Origin of the sequence: Pyxidicoccus sp. MSG2 (assembly GCF_026626705.1) — a bacterium.
Lineage (GTDB): Bacteria > Myxococcota > Myxococcia > Myxococcales > Myxococcaceae > Myxococcus.
The window spans coordinates 12924410-12949100 of sequence record NZ_JAPNKC010000001.1 but is presented as its reverse complement, the minus strand read 5'-3'; the positions used below and the strand labels follow the sequence as shown (position 1 = coordinate 12949100).

The following is a 24691-nucleotide window of genomic DNA, read 5'->3' as shown; positions in this document are numbered from 1 at the left end:
CGAGTAGAGAGGCCAATCCACCCCGTGTAGGCGCCCGCCGTTTAGATGAACTCGTGGCGATTTTGAACTCAACATTGCGCGGCGCGGGCAGGAAAATTTGAATCAAGAACTCTCGGAGCAGAAGAGACCAGCTCCGATCAACATGCGCGTGAGTGCAGCCGCCGTGTGACAAGCATATACTGTCCAGGCCTCATCACGCTTCCATCCGACAATGTCGCTAATGCCACGAATCACCAGAACAGGAATGTTGTTGCGTTGGCACAGAAGAGAGACGCCCGTGCTCTCCATCTCAACCACCACCACGCCCTTCGACACTGTGCGCCATGTCTTGATTAAATCCGGATTCTTGACGAGTCGATCGCTCGACGCAATCTTTCTCGCGGTGGACATCGGAGCATCCCGCTTTGCGTGCCGCGCGAGCGCATCGGAAATGTCAGCGTTCCATACCTCATCATCAGTTGTGGCTTTGCCGTCCAACCCTGGGCGTTTGGCTCCAATCGAGACAGCGCTAATCCAATCCTTGTTGCGATGGTCTAGCTCAATCGCGCGTAGCCGCTCGACAATGCGACTAGCCGCTGGATGCAACGGCCCACCTAGTGCATCGAATCGACTAGAGTCGTAGTCTGTGCCTGTATCCTCTAGCGTCAAGTCCTGGATGTAGCTGGAAACAACAACGTCGCCAAGGCAAAAATCTGGCGTAGGCACACCACCGCCGATGCCAACGACCAACATGAAAGCAGGCGACAGGTCAGCCAACATCTCTGTTGCAGCAGTCTGTGCATATGTATTTCCTTGTTGGACACATCGCGTGATGCCGACACGGCAGAGTCCATTGGGGGTTTGAATTTCAGCAATATCGTAGTCTCGCCTTCCCCCTGTTCTGGTTGCCGAGGGCTTAAGCTTTTCGAGGAGGGCCGTGTACTCCTCTTCCTTCATCGTGATTATGCCAACGTGTATTTTTGTCATGGTTTCGTGGCTCAAGGGACCTAGGTTGTTTACGGCATCGAGACCAAATTGTTTGAAGAGCCCAATGAGAGCGTCGGCCACGCTGGGGGTTGCCTTGCTCAGGTCTGCAACCAGCCGTTGGTCAGCTCTATGGAGGAGCCAGTCACGGAAGCCTGCCATTCGTGGGTCCTCTGCGACTTTGCGCAGAGCAGTCGTTGATTCCGTGCCCGGGATGTCGGCGAGCCACGTAATCAGATTGCTGCGAACCGTTTGAGCGTTGTCCCGCGGGCCAGGAGAGTACGCACCTTCATGATGCGTGTCACCGGCCGGGGTAATGTACCCGTATACCAGTGGTATCAATCTAGCCAGGGCGCCAACCTTTTTGAATGCGGCTATTGGCATTAAGGCAAATCGTTCATCGCATTCGTGAATGAAATTACAAATCTCTTCGATCACTCCATATCCATCATCAGGGGATGACTCGTTCAGCATTTTCTCAAGGAAGTCGAGGGCTGAATCGCCATCCCGATCAATCCAAGCGCACCACCAAACAGCGAACCGCCTTCTGTTTTTGAGTGCATCGCGGCAGCGATTCTCAGCTATTGCATCAACTATCGCGACATCTACATTCTTGGTCGTAAGGAGTATTGAGAGCGTCTCAATCAGTGCCTCCACCATTGGTGGCTCTTTCACGCCAAGCAGACGGGAGAGCACGGACGCGCACGCGAATCGAGCGGAATGGTGAGAGCGCGCGAGCTTTGCCAGGACGTCGTTGATTGGTGTACCAGTGTCTGGGTGCTCGTAATCGGCAGAGATGGCTGCTTCCAAGGTCTGAGCGACGACCTTTGGATGGGCCTCCGCAATCCCTCCCATCCAGTCGGGAAAGCTGTTTAGTTCACACGCCGCATAGCGGATCGCCCTGACGACGAGCGCCTCGTCAAGATTTGCGATATCAAGTCCCGCCTGAATATCCTGGGATAGTCCGGTGAGACCAAGAGTGATACCACATGGCGATGTGTTGCGTGACTTACGCTCGTGGGGAAGGGGGGGATCGTAGAGCCGCCAAAACGCCCGCCATCCATCCAAGGCCGCATCGGCGATCTTGTCACCATATTGTTCCCGAAGAGACGTGTGCGCTTTTGTGCTTGAGTAGGTCTCGTCCTGTTTTGTTCGCTCCCAGAGAAACCACAATGCACGAGAGTTGGTGCCATCCCGTATGGTCTCAATGTGATCTGTCAGCGCTTTGCAACTAATATCATGCTGGCGTTTGCGCCTTAGCTCCCGAGCCCGGTTGATACGTTGCCATTTTGTCATCGACGGGAGATTCGGTGCGGGACGGTTCATTGAGCGCTCCAGTCGCTTGCGGAGCACGGGGTCTTTGGCCGCAATACTTTGCAATTGGCTGAGGCGATACTCTAGCTTTTCTTGAATATTCAGTACCCATCCCAACGTATCGAAGGCAAGTAGACGTTCTCTGATATTGCCTCGCTCGCTCGCGTCGCGAGTAAGCCACTGCTCGTCGTTCGCGCTGAGTTCAAAGATATCGTGGCTGTAGGGAAGTTCGTGATAGCGGGTGGGTGTCTTTCCCTTGCGCTGACGATGAGCCTCCACCCGCTGCCAGAACAGCATCCTCCGAATCTCTCCGTGGCGAGCCACTGCCTCTCGGACTTCGTCCACGCCGTGCTCTGCCGCTGTTTGAAGCCCTGTCTCGTCGCGCTGCCGAAATAGCTCCAAGGCATCTTTAACAAGAGCCATGTGGACATTGATAAGAGCCATGTGGACACTATCGCTAGGCAGATCATCAAGCGTGGCCGCCAGTAGTTTACCTGCTGCCCGTAGAAGCCATGCTCGCTCGTGACGTATCTCTCGCTTCCCATTTTCGTTGGTGGTGCCAATGAAGGCCATGAGTGCTTGAAGCAATTGCAAGCGCTGCCCAGGGTGAGATGCTGGAATCTCATTCTCAAGCACTATTTGTAGGCTTGTCAATGTGTAGCGGCGCTTGGGTTCGACGCGAGAGAGAACTCGGAGTAGGCCGTCGATGCTGAGCAGGTCTGGGTAGAGCGCACGGACAAAGGAACCGGCAACGTCTTGTTCCCAGTTTTCGGTTGTCTCAATGAGCGGCAGCAACTGTTCTCGGTGTTCCTTGTTGCCTGCGATGCCCACCGCTCGGATGGCGAAGAAGCGCACGTGTTCCGAGCATGATTGAGTAAGTGCTAGGCGTAATGCGCTCGGAACGCATCCCACGATTCGGCCGTGCTCAACGATCTGAAGCAGCACCGCAGTTAGCTCTTCTGGGAGATCTGGGGCAGAGAGAAGGTCGATAATCGTATTTGCCAAGGCCGGTGACGCAAATCGGTCGAGACTGGCCTGTTCAAATCTGTCGAATAGATGTTTGCGCTCTGTGTAGCTGTGCGCATAGTTGCGCAAAATGTTTGAGCGCTCATCCACACTCAGCCCGCTAGGGTCTCCATGCGCAAGTAGCAGAACTGGTGCTTCTCTGACTAGTTTTTCACGCAGGGATGCGTCCCACAGGCTAAACCAAGCCACCACAGGGCCGAGGTGCTCTGGAATGACGCGCTGACCCGCTTCCTCTCGAAAGAGTAACTCCTCCAGTTTGCTCCGAGCTAATCCTGCGTCACTGAGATCTACCAGCCACTTGGCAGCCAAGTATTCTTGTACTGATCGGTGATGTATACGTACCCTGCCGTAAGTGGACTCATCAAAAATGGGTAGCCGTAGAAGCTGTTGAATATCTTCGTTGGACCAGTCAGCCAGCACCTCGTTTGGGTTGATGGCCGATGCGGCTCGGTGAATATCGTGCTGTTCATCAGGCACAAGGAAGGAATGCCGACGTGTGAGCGTGGCGATCCCAGCGAGCGCGCGGATACCTTTCTCTGCCTTGGATCGTGGAAGAGTGGACCTGCGAGTCGCTCGTTCTTGGAGCTTTTCGTTAATGTTATCAGCGACCAGTTCTCGCAGGCTTCCAATGCGATGCTGACGCATCCAGTAGGTTCCGAGCCACTCCACATCTAGTGGTCGTTCTACGAAGACTTGCGCGTGGCTCTCCTTGATGGCGATCATAAACGCGCCGACGTCAGTCACTCCGATATGGGCGACCAATCGAGCCACTTGGTCCTCATCCAATGGGGCGATTTGGACCACATACACTTTTTCATTACTGTCTTTGGGTATGACCTCTTCCAGAGAAGATCTGTCGGCGTCTGCCCACCAGTCGCTGACGCGACAGGAGATTGTCAACTGGACTCGCTGCCATTCGTCCTTCAGTTCCTTCCTGAGTTTTCGGAGCGCTTGGTGGAGCGAGTGTCTCTGTAGCTTCGCCTCGTCTAGGGAGTCTAGGAAGAAGACGGCATGTTGCTTGGTTTTGCGCCATGCATGTAAGCGTTCCTCGTCATCCGGATCGAGGCTTCCAACGAGACCGTCCTCTGCAAGGTCGTTGAGTTCTACAAAAAAAGCCGCGCGACCGGCCATTACCAAGGCGTCAGCCTGGCTCTCAAACTCTGTGCTCTTACCCGTACCCGCCTCACCGAGCACGACCACGTAGCGGTGCTCAAGGAGTTGCAACCAGCTCTTTCCTTGCCTGAACGCGAGCGCCATTCGCAGCATCTCATCCGACTCAAGCAACTCCGCAGCATTTGCGACCTCAAGGAAAGTACGGCCGAGCGCAATGCTGTCCCTGGAACGTCGCCGTGCCATCGGTCATCTACCCCCGAGTTGCCCATGAACAACGACTGACATCCAACTACATCCCCCCCCAATGTTCCAGTCGCTCATCACGGGGAGTCGTAGGGCAGTAGAAGGTGGCGGGATGACGCGGTGAGGAGGAGATGGCCTTTGACGGTGCATCGAGCCGTGGGAATGAGAAAGATGAGGTGCCGATCGAGGCGAGGGCTGAAGTGGAAGGGCCAAAAAGGGCCGCTGCTTGGGGCTGCCCACGCTGTACGCCTAGCGGGTGGAGAGTCCGCGCAGTCCCATCGGGCTCACGCCGCCCTAGCTTTCCTCCCACGCGGGAGCGGTTCCCTGATGCCGAGATAGGCAGTACGTAATTGGTACGTAATCGGCCGGCTGCCGGTGAACGCGGGTGAACTCCAATGTCCAGTAATCTCGGAGACTTAGCCGCCACCACCCGAGGACCGAGGAGCCCTTCAAGGGTTAGGAAACCGCCGCTCTATCCAACTGAGCTACTGGGTCGTGCTGGCGCGTTATAGCAGGCGGACCGACGCGCGCAACGAGCGCGAAGCCAGCGCGGTGCGGACACCTGTTCGATGGGGACCTTGACGCCTACCTGACAGAGTCCGAGGCAGCCAAGAGGGCTGCGGTTGGCGTGGCGCTCATCGAGCCGCAGCGGGAGGCCTGCTGCCTCGCCCACACCAAGGCCGGACTGGGGGCGGTGCAGAGGCAGCGCAGCATCGCGTTCCGCTGAAGGAAGAAGAGGAGGACCGGAACAACATCGTCTCCGGAGGAACCTTTCCGTAGGCTGGAGCCCTCCTCGTTCCCGAAAGCGGCTCATGGCAACCCGGCTGGCCGTCGCGATCCTGCTCCTCGCCCTGCTTGATGCGTGCGCCGCCCCGCGTGTCATCCGCCTCGACACGGGACAGGGCTCACCCCTGGAGTACAGGCCGTCCTCCGCAAGCCAGTCCGTGACGGTGGGCGCGGAAGCATTCGAGGAGGCGTTGGCGCGGCTGGTGCTGGAGGTACCTCTGACGCTCCGTGCTCCGCAGCAAGGTTTGCTGGTGCGCGCCTCCCACCCGGAGAACAGTGCAGACACCCGATGGCAGCGCTTGATGCGCAAGAGCTTCGGTGGCCTCTGCGTGCCGGGCCAGCGTAGGGACCATTGCCTCTCCCTGCTCGACATCGGGCCAGGCCTGGGCGAGTGGGACAAGCTGGGCGTTGCCCTGGGCCTGTCGCTGGAGCCCCTCAAGGAGAGCATCGCCCGGGCGGTGGAGAAGACCTTGGCGCCCCAGCTCTTCTACACCGTCATCGCCACGGGCCTCGTCACCTGGGCCGTCCTGGCGGCCAATCCCGAGCCCGTGTTCACCAAGGCGGCGGCCATCGTCTCTGCGGTCCTGCTCATCTACCTGGGAGTGGAGACGTTCCTTGAGGTGGTGGACGCGAGCCGGGAGCTGAAGCGAGCTACCGACCAGGCCACGACGTGGATTGAGTTGGAGCAGGCCGGCCATCGCTTCGCCAACCGGGTGGGACCCGAGGTGGCGCGTGTCTTCGTCCTTGCGGTCACCATGGTGGTGAGTCATGGCATGGCCGGGGGCGCCGTGGGGCTGGCCTCGCGGCTGTCGATGCTGCCCAGCTACATGGAGGCCGCGGCGGCCGGGGCCTTACGGGTAGGCATCAGCCTTGCGAACGTGGGGCAGGTGAGTGCGGTAGCCATTGAAGGCAGTACCGTCGTCATCTCCCTGCCCGCCACGGCGGTCGCCATGACGGCCCAGGGCTTACGAGGAACCGCAGCGGGAGTCCGTCCTGCCGGTTTCAGGTCCTGGGGCTCGTTCAGCGGCCTCAAGAGCGCCTTGGGCTCAGCAGGCCAGGGGAAGCAGTGGCACCACATCGTCGAGCAGACGCCGGGCAACGTGGAGCGGTTCGGTCCTCATGCCCTTCACAACACCGAGAACGTGATCGCCATCGACGAAGGGATTCACAGGCAAATCAGCGCGTATTACTCGTCGAAAGATCCTCTCCTCTCTGGTGGACAAACCGTGCGGCAGTGGCTGAATGGTCAGTCCTTTCAGGCCCAACGCGAGTTCTGTTTGAGAATCCTCCGGGACTACGGAGTCGTTCCATGAGCATGCGCAATATCCAAGGGGCGAGCATTGATGAACTCGTCCAAGAGTACGAGCATGCGGCGGTAGCCTACGGACAGGCGCTGGCCGCTGCGAATCCTCGTGCTGCCAATCGGGCTCACGACAGGATTGCAAGTGCCTACCGTGAGCTCCGGAGTCGAGCGGTGGCCTCCCATCTCCTTCCGCTGTTGAAGAGCGAGGACGAGAATGTCCGTTCCATTGCTGCTGCACACGCGCTTGAGTTTGCTCCAGCTCAGGGTGAACCTGTTCTGTTGGAGTTTGCTGCCCGCCCAGGGCGTATCCGGACACGGGCGGAGTACGCGCTCAAGGCGTGGCGCGAGGGCACGCTCAAGTTTCCGTGAGCTAGTTGGGGGGCGGTTCGGTCCTCATTCCCTACAGAACACCGAGCTCGGGGCCTGTCAGGAATCGCTCCGCACCAGCAGGTCCACCCGGGCCGTCTGTCCTTCCGCGCCCTCGAAGGTTGTCGGCTCGCCCCGCTGGTTGACGACCTGGATGGAGCCACGCCCTGGCGATACCCGGATGACGTACGTCCCGTCGGGACGGATGGGGGCGAAGTGCGCCTCCCCCTCCACCTCCACGCGGACGTCGCCGTCCTCCAGTGGGAGCCCGCGCGCATCCTTGACGGTGCCCCGCACCGTCAACCCATGAGGCACCCGTACCCGCGCCTCCGTGACGCCCTCGGGCACGAGGAGCCGTGTCAGTGGCCAGTCCGGGGTGTCCAGCTCGAGCACGACCGGCTCCGCCGGCACGTGGACGAGGTAGAGGCTCCCATCCGGAAGCGTCTCGCCGTGGCAGGCGCTCGGGTCCCGGTGTGTCGGCGCGCCGGGCCATCTGCACCGGACCGCCACTCCGGCAAGGTCCCAGCCTTCCGGGGTCTCCACGCGCCCCGTGAGCGTCCTGCCCTTGTCGAGCCGGACGGCCCCCAGTTTCCGCGACGCCGGGGCACGCGGATCGAGGGTCAGCAGCCTGGGGGCGAAGCCCTCGGCGGAGATGCGAAGCACCACCGCCTCAACGCCCGGCGGCACCGGCATCGAGAAGCGGCCCGCCGCGTGCCGCTTCTGGGTGCCGTTCACGCTGAACGAGCGAATGGGCCGGCCCCGCGCATCCACCACGCGGCCAGAGACCGGGACGATCCGCTGCCGCTTCAGCACAAGGCGAAGTGGTGCCGAAGCGGGGACCCGGACCTCGGTGGAGACGGACTCGTAGCCCTCCTTCCAGGCCACCACCGTCAGCGCTCTTTCAGGAAGGCTGTCGAAGGTAAAGGTGCCGTCGATGCTCCGGCGCGTCACCGAGAAGCCCGCCCGCTCCTCGTCCTCGTGGCGGAGTGACAGCCGTACGCCCCGCAGGGGACGCCCGCGCGCGTCGACGACACGCCCTCGCAGCGGGTGGGGGCTCCGGAAGTTCAGCGCCAGGGCCGGCTCGCTGGCGGAGACCTGGACCCTGCGAGACATGGACCGCTCCTCCGTACGAGACCGCAGGCTCGCCGTCACCTGGTAGGTCCCGGGCACGAGGCCATCGAGCACCGCGCCTCCCGCGGCGTCGGTCTCGACGGTTCGCTCCGAGGGGAAGAAGGCCGGGTCCGCCAGCGGTCCGGAGAAGGACACCGTGGCAGGCGTGGGCGCACCGCCCTGAGTCGTGACGGTGGTGGAGACGCGGATGCCCTCCGGGAGCGCCCAGCGCACCTCGGCGGTGGGGACCTCTACGTCTCCGATGCGAGCGGCGTGGGCCCGATGCTCGAGCAGGAAGCTGTAACGGCCTCGCTGGAGACCCCCGATGGCGAAGGTGCCGTCACCCTCCGTCAGGGTGGCGAGCGAGTCACGGCCGGAGAAGGTCCTGGAGAACGACGTCTGCCCGTACCGCTTGAGACGAACCCGGACGCCCATCACCGGCGTGCCTCGGCTATCGGTGACCCTGCCGCGCAGCTCCACCGAGCTTTCGAGCACCACGTCCCACTCCCCGGTGGACGACGCCTCGGTGACTCGCTGGCGAAGGAACCCTGGAGCGCTCACCTGGATTGCGATCGGAGAGAGGCCCGCCACTGCAAGCTCGAACCGTCCGTTGCTGGCGGTGCGGTACTCGCGGGGGTTTCGCAGGCCGTCCACGCCCTGGAGGCCCGCCTCCACCCGGGCCCCGAGCACGGGCAGGCCCGACTCGGAGCGCACGACGCCGCGCACGGTCCTGGGCAGGCCCAGCTCCAGCACCACGAAGTGCGGCTCCACTGCTCCTGGCGCTGCCTGGACTTCTCCCACCTCGGAGCCTCGGGACGCGGTCAGGGTCCACCAGTCGTCGGACAGGCCGCGGAGCACGAAGTGGCCGTGCGCGTCGGTGCGGGCGGTAACGACGCGCCCTCCATGGGTGGCGCGGACCTTCACCGAGGCCACGGGCCCCGTGCTCGCGACAGCGATGCCCTCGATGACGCGGGAGCCGCGCGCGGGCGGTGTGCCCGCATGGGCAACCGTCATGAGCGCCAGGGGGAGAAGCCAGAGCGCACCGCGCGCGAATCGGAGGGCCATCGTTGCTCCGGTAGGATAACCCGAAGCGCGCGGAGGGCGCGGCTCCCCTGCCTGGTGGGTAGGGGCTCCAGCGCGGAGGGCCCATCATTCAAGCAAGGGTCGGTCGCTGAGCGTCGAGCCCTGCTCCCATGGCAGGCGCGCTCTGACGTCAGCGCGCGGTGACGGACAGGGTGTAGAGCTGCATCTCCCCGTTCTCACGGGTCCACGTCACGAGGTTCGTGGTGCCCGCCGACCTTCCCGTCAGGCGCAGCACGTCGCCGTCCAGGATCTCTACCTCCACGATCGCCGGGTCCCCCACCGCGATGCGCTGGAGCTTGGGAACGGGCAGATCCTTCACCTGGTCCTCGCGCAGCGAGATGAGCGTGTTCGCCGTGTCACCACGCTCCGCTGCGACGGGGGCTGCTTGCACCCGTGCGTCAGGTGGCTCATGGCGCTGAGGCTGCTTCCACAGGAACAGCCCAATCCCCACACCCGCCAACACCACGGTGAGCCCACCCATGCGAAGCAGCCGGGACGGAGGCGAATGGGAGAGCACCGCCATCAGCGCATCCATGGAAGGGAAGCGCTCCTCCGGGGCCTTCGCGAGTCCCCGGGCCAGGGCAGCAAGGACGTGCTTCGGCAGGTCCCTGGCCCGCGCTCTTCGCGGGAGGGCCCGGTGCGAGGAGGACGCAGGGAGGCCCGGCGGTCGCTCACCCTGGAGCGCTTCGTGGAGCGCGACACAGAAGCTGTACTGGTCACTGCGCGCGTCCACGGCCCGGCCCGCGCGCTGCTCGGGAGACATGTATGCGGGCGTCCCCGGGACCCGGCCCCGCTGCGTGAGCGCGGACGACTCGGATGGGGAGGCTTCGTCCATCACCCCGGACGTCACGGCGTCCTGTTCTCCAGTGCCGTGTCTGGCCAGGCCGAAGTCCGTGACGCGAACCCGTCCGTCGAGCCCCACCAGGACGTTGGAGGGCTTGAAGTCCCGGTGAACCAGTCCCGCCCGGTGCGCGGCGGCGAGTCCCGCTCCCGCCGCGAGGAACACCTCCACCACCTCGCGCCATGGACGCTCGCGTGCGCGGAGCCAGTCCCCGAGCGTGGTGCCTTCCACCCACTCCATGGCCAGGAAGTCGCGGCCCTCCGCCGTGCCCAGCTCGAAGATGGGCAGCACATTGGGATGTGACAGCCGCGCCATCGCCTGCGCTTCCAGAAGCAGCCGCGCCCGGCCTTCTTGCTCCGCGCCTTCTTGCAGCGGTCGCAGCAGCTTGAGCGCCACCCGCCGCCCCAGCCGCGGGTCATCCGCCGCGTACACCACGCCCATGCCTCCCATGCCCAGCACACCGCGAATCAGGTAGGACCCCAGCCGCGTCCCCGGCGGAAGCGCCATTTCCGGTCGTGCGTCCGACAACGTGGGCGCACCGGTGTCCAGCCGTGTGGGCACGTCCGAATCGCTCGTGCCCGGATGCGAGGACTCGGAGGCCACGGCTGCCACCAGCGCCCGGCAATCCGCACAGCCATCGAGGTGGGCTTCCACCCCTGGCACCTTCGCCCCTGGAAGCGAGCCGGTGGCGAAGGCCGCGAGCAGGTTCTCGTCCGGACAGGAGGGCAGGGGAGGGCTGGGCAACGGGTTCATGGCGCGCGTCGAATCTTCGCAGCCCGGACAGGCGCCGGAAAGCCGGGGGGGCGGCATGACTTGGCGCCACGACGCCCGTCCATCGTCTGCCGCCTGCGCGGGAAGCGTCCGGGCCCCATGCTGGGAGCCCGGAATCCCCCCGCAGTACGCGGGCCGCGTGGGTCAGTCGCGAACGACGATGTGGTAGGTGCTGCGCTTGTTCTCCTTCCCCGACCAGACGAGCAGGTCCGTCTCCCCGGCCTTGGCGCCGGTGAGCCGCAGCACGTCCTTGCCCGGCGCGTCGACGTCGGCGATCTCGGGCTCGTCAATCGCGACACGGACCATGCCCGGCACGCGCAGGTCCTTCTGGCCGCCCTTCTTCAGGACGATGGTCCCCTCGGTGGCGGCGGGCGCGGTCTCGGCGGCCTTGGCCGGCTTCGCCTCCTCCGCCGACAGCACAGGGGTTCCCACCAACGTCAGCGCGACCAGGGCCAGCTTCATTCCGTGATGCATGGGGTGTGTCCTCCAGGGGGTTGGTTTCACCTTCACTGGGATGACACCGGCCACCTGGAGGCGTTGCACGACGCCGCGAAAAAAGTTTCGGCCCCCCGAGGCTACCCGGGCTTGCTCAGCAGGGAAGGGAGGCTCAGGTCCAGCTCCCCGTTCAGCGCGCGCATCAGGCTGTGCAGCTCTCCAGAGGACAGCTTGAGCCGCTCCACCAGTCGCTGCCGGGTCCCCTCCAGCGCGGTCTCCCGGGCCCGGGACACCCAGCGCGACACGGTGGACTTGTGCGTCTGGTACATGGTGCCGATGCGCTCCAGGCTCAGTCCCTCCACGGCGTGCAGGCGCAGCACGGTGCGCTCCCGCGCGGGCAGGGCATTGAGTGCCTCGGAGAGCGCCGCCTTGAAGTCCTCGCGGTGGTTTCTGCGCAGGTAGTCCAGCTCGACGTCCGCGGTGCCCGCTTCGGCGGGAAGCGACAGCGCCTCCGCTTCCTCCTCTGCGTGGGCCCTCCGACGCTCCGTCCGCTGGAGGTTGAGGGCCATGCGCACCGCGGCCGCCCGCAGCCAGGCCGCGAGCGGACCACTGCCCTGGTATTCCGCCACGCGCGGGGGCCGGCCTCCTTCCGGAACGAGGAGCCGCTCGCGCAGGCGCTGGAACACCTCGGCCGGCTCCACTCCGGTTTCACGCAGCCGTGCCACGGAGGCCGCGGCCTTGGGAAACACGTGGCGCTCCAGCGCGGCATGCGCGGTGGGGTCGCCTCGCGCGCAGGCACACGCCAGATAGAGGTCCGCGGCATGCACGGAAGCGAGTGCCCGGGCAGGGTCCTCGTCCGTTGGCAGGCACCCGGCGAGGTGCCGCAGGAAGTCGTCCTCCGAGAGGGACACGCCCGGCCAGGCCTGCTGCCCCGCGGCGTACAGCGAGGCCAGCACGTCCTCCAGTCCGGAGAGGGTCGCGTAGCCACTCCGGGCTCCGGGCCCCAGTTGCTGGAGGAAGACGAGCGAGCGGCTCTGCTGCGTTCGCATGCGCACCTCGGCACCGCGCGTGCCGGGAGCGGCACGCCTCACGTGCCTTGTTACCCCGTTCCTTCCCTCCGTTTCCATCCCCCGCCGCCACGGCTACCGCGCGATGCCTGCCTCCTCCGGTGCTTCCACTTCGACAAGCCGGTACAGCTCCGTGGCCACGACGTGCGGCGCGTCCCACATGACGAAGTGCCTCGCGCCCGGAACCTTCACGTACTTCGCTCCGGGGATGTCCCAGGCCAGCCGGTCGCCGTACTTCGAGGACAGGAAGGCGTCGTCCTCGCCCCACAGAATCAGCACCGGCACGGACAGTTGTCCCAGCCTCGACGCCACTTCCTGCGTGTGGTTCGTGTTCAGCGACACAGCGTTCCGCACCAGCGACACCTTTCCGGCTTCCGTCGCGTACGGCGCCAGCAATCCCTCCATCAATCCATCTGGCGGCGCCTTCGCAAAGCCGCCCCGCTTCGCGGCGACCTTCAACAGCCGATACACCGCATCGGCCGACAGCGTCTTCACCACCCCGTGGTGCCCGAGCTGCAGCATCAGTTCTCCCGGCCAGGCGTCGTAGCAGACGCTGTCCATCAGACAGAGCCGGCCCACCCGCTGGGGAAAGCGCACGGCCAGGTGCTGCGCCACGCCACCTCCCACGTCGTGCCCCACCACCACCGCGTCCTGCACCCCCAGCCGGTCCATCCACGCATCCAGCGCCTCCGCCTGCCGCGCCACGGACCGGTCGAACGCATCCCTCCGGTCCGAGTACCCGTAGCCCAGCAGGTCCGGCACCAGCACCCGGTGCGTCAACGCCAGCGCCGGTGCCAGCCCGCTCCACAGGAAGCCCCACGTCGGAATCCCATGCAGCAGCACCATCGGCCGTCCTTCGCCCAGGTCCACGTAGCTCAGGAAGCGGTCCCCCAGCTCCACCACCGCCTGTCGGGCCTGCCAGTCGCGCCAGTTCATCGCAGCGCCTCCTCCGACACCCGAGCCGGCACCCGCTTCGTGGCTCCGGGGAACGGGTGACGCTCCACCTCCGGCGCGTCCAGCACCAGCTGCGCCAGGTTCAACAGCAGCACCGGCAACCGCCGCTCCAGCGCGTCCGTCACCCGGAACACCGTCGCCGCATCCTCTCCCAGCGCCTCGACCTGCTCGCGGCTCAGCACCACCTCGTACGGCAGCGTGCGAGCCTGCAGCCGCGCCGACTGCCGCAGCGACTCCACCGCCTGGGTGAAGGCCTCCTCCCGCATCCTCGGCTTCAGCCGGCGCCACGCCGCTTCCAGGTACTCCGGCCACAGTGCCAGCGCGCGGAACTCTCCCGGCACCGCGGGAGGTCCCACCGACTTCACCACGTCCGAGAACAGCGCTCGCAGCCGTGGGTCGTCGGGCCTGTCGGGCACCCACTCCATCGCCGCCATCCTCGAAGGCACGCCCCGCTCCAGCCGCTCCTCCGTGCCCGGGACTCCCTTCCGCCCCACCGGCTCATCCGTCAGCGCCAGCCGCACCGCCGACGCCATCAGCAGCACCTTCGGCTGCAATGCGCCGTAGAGCTCCAGCACGCCCTTCACGTGGAAGCGCTGGCTCGCGCCCAGCTTCACCGCGTCCCATGCGCCGAGCGGCTCCCAGTCCGCCGTCACCTCCAGCGCCTCGTCACGCAGGCTGTCCGCCGCCTTCTCGAAGGCTCGCGTCTCCACGTTCGGAAGCAGCGTCTCCCACATCGCAGCGAAGAAGCGTGGGAATGCCGCCCACATGCGCAGCGACACGTCCACGCCCGTCACCCGCAGCGTCTGCTGCAGCTCGTGGTAGATGCGCTCGACGTCGCCTTCAGCCTCGCGCTTGCTCACCTGTCTGGTCAGGGCCATGCCGGGCACCCTCCACAACGGTGGGCCGCGCCGCTCACGCGGACATCCCCGGCCGTGCATCCGCCCGCCCTGGCGTCCGGGCACCGAGCGCATGCGCGCACGAGTGCCCGGCTTCCACTACCGCTCGAGGGAGCTCGAGCCGCTCGCCCGTCGAGGACACTGCATCCTCGAGGGGGCGCGGGCCGGGTGACGGTCAGAGGTCCGTGAAGGACGTGAAGACCTCGGCGGAGGAGAGGGACGCGGTGGAGGTGTCCGCCTGCCCGCCGATGGCGAGGACCCGGCCGTCGGGCAGCACCGTGGCCGAGAGGTTGCGGCGCGGGCTGCCCATGTAGGGCGCTACCGACCAGGAGCTCGTGGCCACGACGAAGCGCTGCACCATGGAGGTGATGGCCGTGCCGTCGGTGCCGCCCAGCACGAACACGTGGCCCGAGCCCAGCGTCACCATGCTGAATTCGCTGCGCGCCGGGTACAGGTAGGCCATGGTCGTCCATGTCCCCGTGGCGGGCGAGTAGGTCTCGGTGACGGACGTGAGGACACCGCCTGACGTGAGCCCGCTCGCGACCAGCACCCGGCCATCCGGCAGCAGGGCCGCGCCGTGCCCGAAGTGGGAAGAGCTCATCGTGCCGGTGGCCGTCCAGGTGTTCGTCGCCGGGTCATACACCTCGGCGGTGGCCTGCGCCTGTCCTCCGCTGTGTCCTCCCGCCACCAGCACCCGTCCGTCCGGCAGCAACGTGGAGGTGTGGCCAAAACGGCGCGAGGTCATCGCGGGCCCTGACGTCCAGGTGCCCGTGGCCGGGTCATACAGCTCCGTGCTCATCAGTCCCAGGGTTCCGTCAAAGCCGCCGGCGACGAGCAGCCTGCCGTCGTTCAGTGTCGTCACGGTGTGGCGGAAGCGCGCGGCCGACATCGAAGCCGCGGCACTCCACGTCCCCGTGGAGGGGGAATACCGCTCGGTGGAGGAGACGACGCCGCCGTTGTTCTGACCTCCCGTGACGAGCACCTCTCCGGAGCCCAGGAGGGTGGCACCGTGCCCGTAGCGCTTCACGGACATGGAGGCGGTGGTCGTCCACGTATTCGTGGCGGGCGAGTAGAGCGCCGCGCTGTCCAGCCAGCCCGCGTTGTTGGCTCCGCCCGTCACCAGCACGCGGCCATCCGCGAGCAGCGTGGCGGTGTGCTTCGTGCGAACCGAGGGTGCGGAGCTGGCGCTCAACCAGACGTCGCCGTAGCGGACCTCGAGCTTGGGCCGCTTCGTCGCGTCCGCCACCTCACGAGAATAGTAGTAGGTGTCGTAGTAGCCTTGGTTGCGGAGCAGGAACGAGATGCGCCGGTCGTAGGTGGAATCCATGGCGCTCTGGACGGCGGGCACGAGGCTGGGGTCCTCGTTCACACCTGGCTTGTCCTCGTAGTAACCGAAGTACGGGTACCAGAGGAACCACGAGCCCAGGGGCCCTCCGGGAGCCAGCGGCCGGTTGTTGAAGTTGAGGGTGTACTCCCCCCAGGAGTTGTCCGGGACGAGGTACGTGTAGACGTTGCCATCACCGTCGCCGGCGTAGCCCGTGAAGGCGGTGGCCGTCAGCTTCACCGAGCGGACCTTCGCGCCGGCGGGCAGGCTGCCCAGGTTGAAACGGAGGTAGGCTTGCGTCTGGAACCAGGGGCTGACCTTGAACTCGCTGTCGCCGCCGAAGTTCGAGGTCTCCCTTCCGAACCCTGTCGTGACGTAGCTGTCCGCCTCGGGCTCCAGCACCGTCACGAGCGCGGGAGTGAGCGCGGCGGCCTGGGCGCGGGGAGCCTCTGGCGAGGTGGAGGTTTCAGCGGCCACGGGGTCGCATCCCGCGACGGAGAGGACCAGCACGGCGGACACAGCCAGGGACCGCCCGGGCGACAGGGCAGCGGTTCTCGAAGATGACATGGGACCAGGACTTTCTGGGGACAACACACGAGGTGTCAGTGGATGACTCTCAGCGCCCTGGGCCGAAGGCGGCTGCGGTTTGCCAGGATACCCGCAGTCCGCGCCGGACGTGAGGATGTGCGGTGCCCGGGCTTGGATTGCGAGAGGCTCGCCGCTACAACGCGGAATCGATGATCGCCAACCTCCACAACGCCGACATTCCCAAGCCCGTGCTCGAGGTCATCGCGCGGCTGCGCGAATTGGGCCACGCCGTGTACCTCGTCGGCGGCTGCGTCCGGGACATGGTGCGCCTGGTGCCGCCCAAGGACTTCGACGTGGCGACCAGCGCGCTGCCCGAGGAGGTCCAACGCGCCTTCCGCAAGGTCATCCCCACCGGCATCCAGCACGGCACCGTCACCGTCGTGCAGGGCGGCACGCACGTAGAGGTGACGACGTTCCGCTCCGAGGGCGACTACCACGACGGGCGCCGGCCCAGCTCCGTCGCCTTCGAGAGCGACATCGTCAAGGACCTGTCCCGCCGCGACTTCACCATGAACGCCATGGCGTACAACCCGGTGGACCGCGAGCTGGTGGATCCCTTCGGTGGACAGGACGACCTCAAGGCCCAGCTCATCCGCTGCGTGGGGTCCGCCCAGGAGCGCTTCTCCGAGGACGGGCTCCGCTCCCTGCGCGCCGTGCGGTTCGCCGCGGTGCTCGGCTTCTCCCTGGACCCGGCGACCCGTGACGCCATTCCCACCACGCTCTCCGTCTTCCGGAAGGTGGCCTTCGAGCGCATCCACGACGAGCTGGTGAAGCTGCTCCACACCCCTCGCGCCGAGCTGGGGCTGGCGCTGCTCGCGGACACCGGACTGCTGGACGTGTTCCTCCCCGAGCTGGCCCGTGCCGACGCGGAGGCCGCGCGTCAGGCGCGAGCCGCCGTGCAGGCCGCGCCCGTCGACGTGGAGGTCCGCATGGCCGTGCTGCTCGCGGACCTCGTGGACCGCACGCGGGCCCGTGACATCGGCCTGCGCCTCAAGTTCCCCAACAAGAGCGCCGACCTCGTCGCGCTCCTCGTCGAGCACGCGAAGCTGGAGGAGAAGGTCGGGGACTCCGACCCCGCGCTGCGCAGGCTCCTGGCCCGCGTGGGCCTGCCCCAGCTCCCGCAGTTGATTGCCGTGGCCCGCGCTCGCGTCGGCGTCCGCGCACCGGAGCGACTGCCGGAGGCCGAAGCGCTCTTCGCGCGACTGGAGGCGCTTGCCGCGGCGAAGCCTCCGCTGAGCGCGAAGGAACTGGCCCTCACGGGCGGCGACATCATGGCCACCCTGGGCGTCGGCCCGTCCCCCGTCGTCGGCGAGGCCACGCGGTTCCTCCTGGAGTCGGTGCTCGATGACCCCGCCCTGAACACGGCGGAGACGCTGAAGGCCCGGCTCAAGGACTGGCACGCCCGGGCCGGCCGCTGAGCGCTGGTGGGGCAGGGGAGCGGGCTTCCCACCCCATGCCCCTCTGGTGCATGTCGGGAAAGGGGCCTCCCGGGCGTCCTCCCGCGTGCGCCGGGGCGTCCGGGCGTGTAGGAAGGAGCACCATGCGAGTCGTCGTTGCCATGAGCGGCGGGGTGGATTCCTCGGCCGCGGCCGCCCTGCTCAAGGAGCAGGGCCATGAGGTCATCGGCATCACCCTGCGCGTCTGGTCCTACGAGGGCAAGGCGAAGTGCGGGAGCTGCTGCAGTCCGGATGACATCGATGACGCCCGGGCCGTGGCCCAGACGCTGGGGATTCCCTTCTACGTGGCCAACGCGGAGGAGATCTTCCAGGACCGCGTCATCAACCCCTTCGTCCAGTCCTACCTCGGGGGCCGCACCCCCATCCCCTGCGTCGCCTGCAACCGCGACGTGAAGTTCAACTTCCTGCTCAAGCGCGCCCGCGCGCTCGGCGCCCGCCTGGCCACCGGCCACTACGCCCGCGTCGAGGAGTCGGACGGCCGCTACGTCCTGCGCCGCGCCGTCGATGCCGCGAAGGACCAGAGCTACTTCCTCTTCACGCTCGGCCAGGACGAGCTGCGCGACATCGTCTTCCCGGTGGGCCACATGACGAAGGCCGAGGTGCGCGCCGTCGCCGAGCGCCATGGCCTCGTCACCAGCCACAAGCCGGAGAGCATGGAGATCTGCTTCGTGCCCGACGGCGACTACGCCGGCTTCGTGGAGAAGGTCGCCGGGCCGCAGCCCTCGGGCGAGATTGTCGACACCGAGGGACAGGTGCTCGGCACGCACCAGGGCATCCACCGCTTCACCGTGGGCCAGCGCAAGGGACTCAACCTGGGCGGAGGCGAGGTGCGCTACGTGCAGCGCCTGGAGCCGGACACGCACCGCGTTGTCGTGGGCCCCGCCGAGGGCACCGGCCGCGACAACTTCGGCCTCCTCCAGCCCCACTGGGTGGACGGGCCGCCCCCGCCCGAGCAGGCCGTGGAGGTCCGCATCCGCCACCGCCACGCGGGGGCTCCGGGACGCGTGCACGTGTCGCCGCACGGGCTCGTCTCCGTGAAGCTGGACGCTCCCGCGCGCGCCGTCACCCCGGGACAGGCCGCGGTGGTCTACCATCAGGACCGCGTGCTCGGCGGTGGTTGGATCGTCTGACCCCGCGCCGCTGAGGAGGGTGCCGGACATGGCGCAGCGCCTCGTGGGATGCCTGCTCGCGGCCGCCGCCGTGGGCCTTGCCGCCGGGTGCAAGGAGCGCTCGGACAAGCCCATCGCCGGGCTGCTGGCCGCGGGCGCGCCCGTGCTGCGCACGGTGGGCAAGGAGAAGCTCCCCGTCGCCGTGGGCGCCCAGCTCCTCCCGGATGAGCAGCTCACCGCCACCGGCCCCGCCGTCCTCGAGTACTTCGGCGGCGGCCTGCGCTTCCTGGAGGACGGCGACACGCTGGAGGTGGGCGAAGCCGACGAGGCGAAGCTCCACGGCGTCAACCTGCCGTCCCGCCGCTGGGAGGCGGGGGAGGTGCAGGCGGCGCCCCGCGCGCTGCGCATCGTCGCCGCGCGCTATACCAACGTGCAGGTGACGCCCGCGTCCGCGCAGCAGGCCCAGTCCCAGGGCGACTACAGCTCCGCCCAGTACTTCGTGGCCTTCTTCACGCCCAATGGCCTGAGCAACCTGGGCTCCGACGCGGCGAAGCAGGACGGGCCGCGCCAGCCGCTGCCCCCGCCGCCCATGCGCCCGCGCGTGCCCTTCATCCATGCGGGTGCCCTGGGCGAGGACGGGCTGGTGGCCATCGTGGAGGACGGCTTCGCCGTGGCCGAGACGGACGACCTCGCCACCGCCGTGCTGCTGGAGGACCGCGAGGTCCCCCTGGGCCGCACCGTGCGGCTCCTGATTCCAGACGGCTCGGAGGTGGTGCTTCGCTCCGGGGACGGCAGGGAAACAGAGGTGGAGGGCCCCGCCGACCTCCGCCTCCGCTAGCCCTGGGGGGAGGGGTGGTTTGTCCTTGCGGGGCCTGCTTCTGTAGAGTCCCTCGTCCCTCCAGAGAGGTGTGCGATGACGAGGAGTGAGCTCATCGAGCGCATCGTGGCGCGTGCCCCGCACGTCCCCCGGCGTGAGGTGGAAGCCATCGTTCACGCCGTCTTCGATTGCATGTGCAAGGCGCTCGTGGCCGGCAAGCGCATCGAGCTGCGCGGCTTCGGCGTCTTCTCCGTCCGCAGCCGCCGCGCGCGCACGGGCCGCAACCCGAAGACGGGGCAGAGCGTCTCCGTGCCCGAGCGCCGGACGCTGTCCTTCGCCGCCGGCAAGGAGCTGCGCGAGCGGCTCAACATGCCGACCGTCGACACGGCGGCCGCGCCGGTATCGGTGTCCACGCCGGTGTCGGCGGCCGCGCCGGTGTCGGTGGCCGCGCCGGTGTCGGTGGCCGCGCCGGTTCCCCTCGCGCCGCCGCCCGCGGAGCCTCCCAGCCCGCTCGCTACCCCGCCTCCTGCACCACCCGCGTTCGCCACGGGTTGACAGCGCCCGAGTGAGGCCTTCCGTGAATTTGACCGGCCCGGAGGTGGGGCGTACCTTGCCCTCCATGCCGACGCTACAGGCCGCAACACGGATTCGTGTGGCCCGCTGCGTCCGCGCCCGAGGATTCCCAAGCCATGCGTGACGCCCACCGGATGAAGGAGAAGTTCGACGTCTCCCTGGACAACCGGCAGATCGTCAGCCTGCTGATTGCCGGCATCGTCGTCATGGGCGCCGTCTTCGTGCTGGGCGTCGTCGTCGGCAAGAAGCTGGCAGGCAATGTCCAGACGGCCTCCGCGCCGGACCTCCTCTCCGCGCTCGACGCCAACGCGCAGGCGCTCCAGGACGTGCAGCAGAAGGACGCGCAGCTCACCTTCCAGGACGAGCTGACGAAGAAGGCCGCCTCCGAGCACGTGGCCGTCGCCCCCGCGCCGAAGCCCTCCGCGAAGCCCGCCGCGCCCGCGGAGAAGCCCGCCGCCGCGAAGCCGTCCGAGCCCACCCCCACCGCCGAGCGCCCGAAGCTGGCCCCCACGCCGGACCCCGACACGGGCGAGCTGCCCCCGGAGGAGCCCGAGGAGCCCGAGACGGTCGTCGCCGCCGAGGCCCCCACCGCGCCGACCCCCGCCGCCGTGGCCCAGAAGCCCGAGCCCGTGAAGGCCGAGCCCGCGAAGGCCGAGGTCGCCAGGGCCGAGGTGAAGGCGGTGCCGGTGTCGGGCAAGGTGGAAGTGGCGGCCGTCCCCACGCGCACCACGAACAAGGAAGGTGGGGGCCTGAAGGAGGCCATCGCACGCACCGCGCAGCCGCCGGCCCAGGCCGTGAAGGGCGGCGCCTTCACCCTCCAGATCTCCTCCTTTCCGGACCGCCAGGAGGCCGAACGCTTCGCCGCCCGGTTGCGCGGCGACGGCTATGCCCCCTATATCCTGGCGGCCGAGGTACCCGGGAGGGGTACGTGGTATCGCGTCCGCATGGGCAGCTTCGCGACCAAGGACGACGCCAGCCGGTATCAGTCAGACTTCAAGCGTGAGACCAAGCTCGATGCTTTCGTGGCCGGCACGAACTAGAGCGGGGCGAGGAAGACGGTAAGCAACATGACGACGACGAGGCGGGTGGAGAAGCCCTGGGGCCACGAGCTCATCTGGGCCCACACCGAGCGGTACGTGGGCAAGCTGCTGCACGTGAAGCAGGGCCACAAGCTCAGCCTGCAGTTCCACAACCAGAAGGACGAGACCATCCACGTCCAGAACGGCAAGCTGCTCTTCGTCGTCGACGAAGGCCAGGGGCTCATCGAGAAGGAGATGAACCCCGGCGAGAGCTACCACATCAAGCCGCTCACCAAGCACCGCATGGTGGCGCTGACCGACTGCGACATCCTCGAGGTCAGCACCCCGGAGCTGGACGACGTGGTGCGGCTGGAGGACTCGTACGGCCGCACCGGCACCAGCAAGCCGTAGTCGTCCGCTGCGCGCGCGGCCGGCGTCCTATTCGCTGGCCGCGTTGTTGGGGTTGCGGGTCCACTTGTCCACCGTCCCGTCCCCGTCCAGGTCCTCGCCGATGCGGTCCACCTGGCCGCCCTCCCAGTACTCCCAGTAGTCCACCTTGCCGTCACTGTTGGTGTCGCGCTCCTTCCGCACCAGCGTGCCGCCCTCGTAGAAGGTGAAGCTGTCCGCGCGGCCGTCGCCGTTGACGTCCCGCTCCCGGCGCGTGTTGATGCCCTTCTCGAAGAAGTAGGTGGCGTCCACCTTGCCGTCGTAGTCCAGGTCCAGCGTCTCGCGCGTCTGCTCACCCGTGGCGTCGAAGTAGCGCGTCAGGTCCACGCGGCCGTCCCAGTTGAGGTCCAGCTCCTGGCGCACCTTGCGGTCGCCCTCGGGAGCTCCGCCCGTGCCCGGGTCCTTCACGATGTACGTCCACACGTCCGGCTTCCCGTCGCCGTTGACGTCCTGCTCCTGCACCCGCTCGTCACCCGAGCGCTCCGGCTGGATGGACTCCGCCTGCGTCCGCGCCGCGTCCCCGGCCCCCCGGGTCTCCGTCCCGCGCTCCGCTGACTTGTCGCCCGCGCAGCCGGCCAGGGCGCCCACGGCCAGAAAACCCAGGAAAAACAAGCTCTTGCTGTGTGGCATACAGGACTCCGGTGTGACGGAGCGGCGGGGCCTCGCCGCGTGCACGAGAGGCTTTCGCGCGACACGTCACTTCATATATTTTCACATATCGCCATGGCCCGAAAGAAAGTCAGCACCACCATCTACATCACTCCGGAGCAGAACGAGCTCCTCAAGGCGCTGAACCAGAAGACGAAGGTGCCCGTGGCCGAGTACATCCGCCAGGGCATCGATCTGGTACTCGAGAAGTACAAGGCCCAGCTCCCGGGTCAGGTGACCTTCGACGAGCTGTGAGAGAGAGGCGTGACGTGAAGAGCTTTCGTGGGAAGCGGGTGGTGGTCCTCGGCGGTGCGGGCTTCGTGGGTTCGCACCTGTGCGAGCGGCTCCTGGATGACGGCGCGGCGTCCGTGGTGGCGGTGGACAACCTCATCACCGGGAGCGAGCGGAACCTCACCACCCTCAACGGGCGCACGGGCTTCGAGTACGTGAAGGCGGACATCATCGAGGGGATTCCCGTGAAGGGGCCCATCGACTACGTGTTCAACATGGCATCGCCCGCGTCGCCCATCGACTACGCGGAGCTCCCGCTGGAGACCTTGCGCGTGGGCTCCATCGGCACGGAGAACGGCCTGAAGCTGGCCGAGGCGAACAAGGCCGTCTTCCTCATGGCCTCCACCTCCGAGGTGTACGGAGATCCGCTCGTCCACCCGCAGCGCGAGGACTACTGGGGCAACGTGAATCCCATCGGTCCGCGCTCGGTGTACGACGAGGCGAAGCGCTACTCCGAGGCGATCACCGCCGCCTACGGCCGCAGCCGCGGCGTGCAGGTGCGCATCGTCCGCATCTTCAACACCTACGGCCCGCGCATGCGCCTCAACGACGGCCGCGTGGTGCCGGCCTTCGTGGGCCAGGCGCTCAAGGGCGAGGACTTCACCGTCTTCGGCGACGGCAGCCAGACGCGCTCGTTCTGCTACGTGAAGGACCTGGTGGACGGGCTGGTGCGGCTGATGCTCTCGGACGAACCGAACCCGGTGAACATCGGCAACCCGCGAGAGATGACCATCCGCCAGTTCGCGGAGGCCGTGCGCGTGGCGGCGGGCGGCGGTGGGAAGATCATCGAGAAGCCGCTGCCCAGGGATGATCCGAAGCAGCGTCAGCCGGACATCACCCGCGCCCGCACGTTGCTGGGGTGGGAGCCGAAGGTGCTCCTGGAAGAAGGTCTGAAGGAGACCATTGCCTATTTCCGGGAGGTTGCCGGTAGGACGTGAACGCCCTAGTTTCGCGGCGTCAATAGCATTGCGGACCTGTAGACACCGCGGCCACACGGTCGGGTGTCGGGAGGAAGCGTGAAAGTCCTGGTGACGGGTGGTGCGGGCTTCATCGGCTCGCACGTGTGCGATGAGTTCCTGCGAAGTGGGCACGAGGTCATCGCCCTGGATGACTTGTCTGGCGGCAAGCGGGAGAACCTGGACCCGCGCGTGCGCCTGGCGGTGCACGACATCCGCAGCCGCGAGGCCGCGGAGCTCATCAAGGCCGAGAAGCCGCAGGTCCTCTGCCACCTGGCCGCGCAGATGGACGTGCGCCGCAGCGTGGACGACCCCGGCTTCGACGCGGATGTGAACATCCGCGGCTTCCTCAACCTCCTCGAGGCCGCGCGTGTCTCCGGGGTGAAGAAGGTCATCTTCAGCTCCACCGGCGGCGCCATCTACGGTGAGCAGGACGTGTTCCCCGCGCCGGAGAGCCACCCGACGCGGCCGCTGTCTCCGTACGGTGTCTCCAAGGCGGCCGGCGAGCTGTACCTCGGCTACTACCGCGCGCAGTACGGCCTGCCGTACGTCGCCCTGCGGTACGCCAACGTGTACGGCCCGCGGCAGAACCCGCATGGCGAGGCCGGTGTGGTGGCCATCTTCAGCCAGCGGCTGATCGCCGGCCAGGCCTGCACCATCTTCGGCGAGGGCAAGCAGACGCGTGACTTCGTCTTCGGCCCGGACGTGGCCCGAGCCAACCGGCTCGCCTTCGAGAAGGACTACGTGGGCGCCATCAACATCGGCACCGGCGTGGAGACGGACATCAACCGCCTCTTCTCGCTGCTGGCCGAGGGCGCTGGTTCCACCGCCACCGCGGCGCACGCTCCGGGCAAGCCCGGCGAGCAGCTGCGCTCCTGCGTCGACAACGCCCTGGCGAAGAAGGTGCTCGGCTGGGAGCCCACCGTGGACATCCGCGAGGGCCTGGGCCGCACCGTCGCCTTCTTCCGCGAGAAGGCCGGCACTCCCTCGCGCGTGCACGGCTGAGGGCCGGGCCGGGGCGCCTTCCGCGTCCCGGCCCGCCATGACGTCCGGCCGGCGGCGCAGCCTGTGCCGCCGGTTGGCTTGGTGCAGGAGGCCACCCCTGCCATGTGCCTGCTCCGTGACAGGGGCGGGGCCGGGTGGGGGAGGGGCCCCCGGGCGGGCGCTACAGGTGTCCCGGGAACAAACGTG

General features: G+C 67.0%; 20 protein-coding genes. 11 read left to right on the top strand and 9 right to left on the bottom strand.

What is annotated here, in order from left to right:
* Positions 1 to 102: 102 nt before the first annotated feature.
* A complete protein-coding gene (locus OV427_RS48990; protein ID WP_267863163.1) occupies positions 103 to 4560 on the bottom strand; it encodes a hypothetical protein in 4458 nt (1485 codons plus the stop codon).
* A gap of 911 nt (positions 4561 to 5471) precedes the next feature.
* Here OV427_RS48990 and OV427_RS48985 point away from each other — a divergent pair.
* Positions 5472 to 6758: a hypothetical protein gene (locus OV427_RS48985; RefSeq protein WP_267863162.1), complete on the top strand. Its 1287-nt coding sequence runs from the start codon at positions 5472 to 5474 to the stop codon at positions 6756 to 6758.
* Positions 6755 to 7117 carry a DUF2019 domain-containing protein gene (locus OV427_RS48980; protein WP_267863161.1) on the top strand — a complete coding sequence of 121 codons (363 nt, stop codon included), beginning with the start codon at positions 6755 to 6757 and terminating at the stop codon, positions 7115 to 7117. Before OV427_RS48985 ends, OV427_RS48980 begins: the two co-directional genes overlap by 4 nt.
* Positions 7118 to 7174: 57 nt before the next feature.
* On the opposite strand, the gene OV427_RS48975 is transcribed toward OV427_RS48980, so the two are convergent.
* From OV427_RS48975 to OV427_RS48945, 7 genes are all read right to left on the bottom strand, one after another.
* Complete coding sequence (locus OV427_RS48975) at positions 7175 to 9289, bottom strand: carboxypeptidase-like regulatory domain-containing protein (RefSeq protein ID WP_267863160.1); 2115 nt, start codon at positions 9287 to 9289, stop codon at positions 7175 to 7177.
* A 148-nt stretch (positions 9290 to 9437) separates the two neighbouring features.
* Entirely contained in the window at positions 9438 to 10901 is a 1464-nt protein-coding gene (locus tag OV427_RS48970) for a protein kinase domain-containing protein (protein ID WP_267863159.1), read from the bottom strand.
* Positions 10902 to 11063: 162 nt separating this feature from the next.
* Positions 11064 to 11393, bottom strand: coding sequence for a pilus assembly protein N-terminal domain-containing protein (locus tag OV427_RS48965; RefSeq protein ID WP_267863158.1), 330 nt, complete (start codon positions 11391 to 11393; stop codon positions 11064 to 11066).
* A gap of 101 nt (positions 11394 to 11494) precedes the next feature.
* Complete coding sequence (locus tag OV427_RS48960) at positions 11495 to 12403, bottom strand: sigma-70 family RNA polymerase sigma factor (protein WP_267863157.1); 909 nt, start codon at positions 12401 to 12403, stop codon at positions 11495 to 11497.
* Between the two features lie 93 nt (positions 12404 to 12496).
* Positions 12497 to 13357 (bottom strand): alpha/beta fold hydrolase, encoded by an 861-nt coding sequence (locus OV427_RS48955; RefSeq protein ID WP_267863156.1) that lies wholly within the window; start codon positions 13355 to 13357, stop codon positions 12497 to 12499.
* Positions 13354 to 14253: a halocarboxylic acid dehydrogenase DehI family protein gene (locus tag OV427_RS48950; RefSeq protein ID WP_267863155.1), complete on the bottom strand. Its 900-nt coding sequence runs from the start codon at positions 14251 to 14253 to the stop codon at positions 13354 to 13356. Before OV427_RS48950 ends, OV427_RS48955 begins: the two co-directional genes overlap by 4 nt.
* Before the next feature lie 193 nt (positions 14254 to 14446).
* Positions 14447 to 16072, bottom strand: a complete 1626-nt coding sequence (locus tag OV427_RS48945; RefSeq protein ID WP_267863154.1) for a kelch repeat-containing protein — start codon at positions 16070 to 16072, stop codon at positions 14447 to 14449.
* Positions 16073 to 16332: 260 nt separating this feature from the next.
* Between OV427_RS48945 and OV427_RS48940 the strand changes: the two genes are divergently transcribed.
* From OV427_RS48940 to OV427_RS48915, 6 genes are all read left to right on the top strand, one after another.
* Positions 16333 to 17601 (top strand): CCA tRNA nucleotidyltransferase, encoded by a 1269-nt coding sequence (locus OV427_RS48940; RefSeq protein WP_267863595.1) that lies wholly within the window; start codon positions 16333 to 16335, stop codon positions 17599 to 17601.
* Between the two features lie 122 nt (positions 17602 to 17723).
* Positions 17724 to 18770, top strand: coding sequence for a tRNA 2-thiouridine(34) synthase MnmA (gene mnmA, locus OV427_RS48935; RefSeq protein ID WP_267863153.1), 1047 nt, complete (start codon positions 17724 to 17726; stop codon positions 18768 to 18770).
* A 28-nt stretch (positions 18771 to 18798) separates the two neighbouring features.
* Entirely contained in the window at positions 18799 to 19587 is a 789-nt protein-coding gene (locus tag OV427_RS48930; RefSeq protein ID WP_267863152.1) for a hypothetical protein, read from the top strand.
* Between the two features lie 75 nt (positions 19588 to 19662).
* On the top strand, positions 19663 to 20121 hold the full coding sequence (locus tag OV427_RS48925; protein WP_267863151.1) for an integration host factor subunit beta: 459 nt from the start codon (positions 19663 to 19665) through the stop codon (positions 20119 to 20121).
* Positions 20122 to 20255: 134 nt separating this feature from the next.
* A complete protein-coding gene (locus tag OV427_RS48920; RefSeq protein ID WP_267863150.1) occupies positions 20256 to 21179 on the top strand; it encodes an SPOR domain-containing protein in 924 nt (307 codons plus the stop codon).
* Positions 21180 to 21206: 27 nt separating this feature from the next.
* Positions 21207 to 21569 (top strand): cupin domain-containing protein, encoded by a 363-nt coding sequence (locus OV427_RS48915; protein ID WP_267863149.1) that lies wholly within the window; start codon positions 21207 to 21209, stop codon positions 21567 to 21569.
* Positions 21570 to 21596: 27 nt separating this feature from the next.
* Here the strand turns inward: OV427_RS48915 and OV427_RS48910 are convergent, their stop codons facing one another.
* The gene (locus tag OV427_RS48910) at positions 21597 to 22235 is read right to left on the bottom strand and encodes a hypothetical protein (RefSeq protein ID WP_267863148.1); all 639 of its coding nucleotides are present in this window, start codon (positions 22233 to 22235) and stop codon (positions 21597 to 21599) included.
* 93 nt (positions 22236 to 22328) lie between these two features.
* Here OV427_RS48910 and OV427_RS48905 point away from each other — a divergent pair, with 93 nt between their 5' ends.
* The 3 genes from OV427_RS48905 (at position 22329) to OV427_RS48895 (ending at position 24505) form a co-directional block, all read left to right on the top strand.
* Complete coding sequence (locus tag OV427_RS48905; RefSeq protein ID WP_163988641.1) at positions 22329 to 22508, top strand: ribbon-helix-helix domain-containing protein; 180 nt, start codon at positions 22329 to 22331, stop codon at positions 22506 to 22508.
* Between the two features lie 14 nt (positions 22509 to 22522).
* Positions 22523 to 23482, top strand: coding sequence for a UDP-glucuronic acid decarboxylase family protein (locus OV427_RS48900; protein ID WP_267863147.1), 960 nt, complete (start codon positions 22523 to 22525; stop codon positions 23480 to 23482).
* A gap of 78 nt (positions 23483 to 23560) precedes the next feature.
* Positions 23561 to 24505, top strand: coding sequence for an NAD-dependent epimerase/dehydratase family protein (locus tag OV427_RS48895; protein ID WP_267863146.1), 945 nt, complete (start codon positions 23561 to 23563; stop codon positions 24503 to 24505).
* Positions 24506 to 24691: the final 186 nt, after the last annotated feature.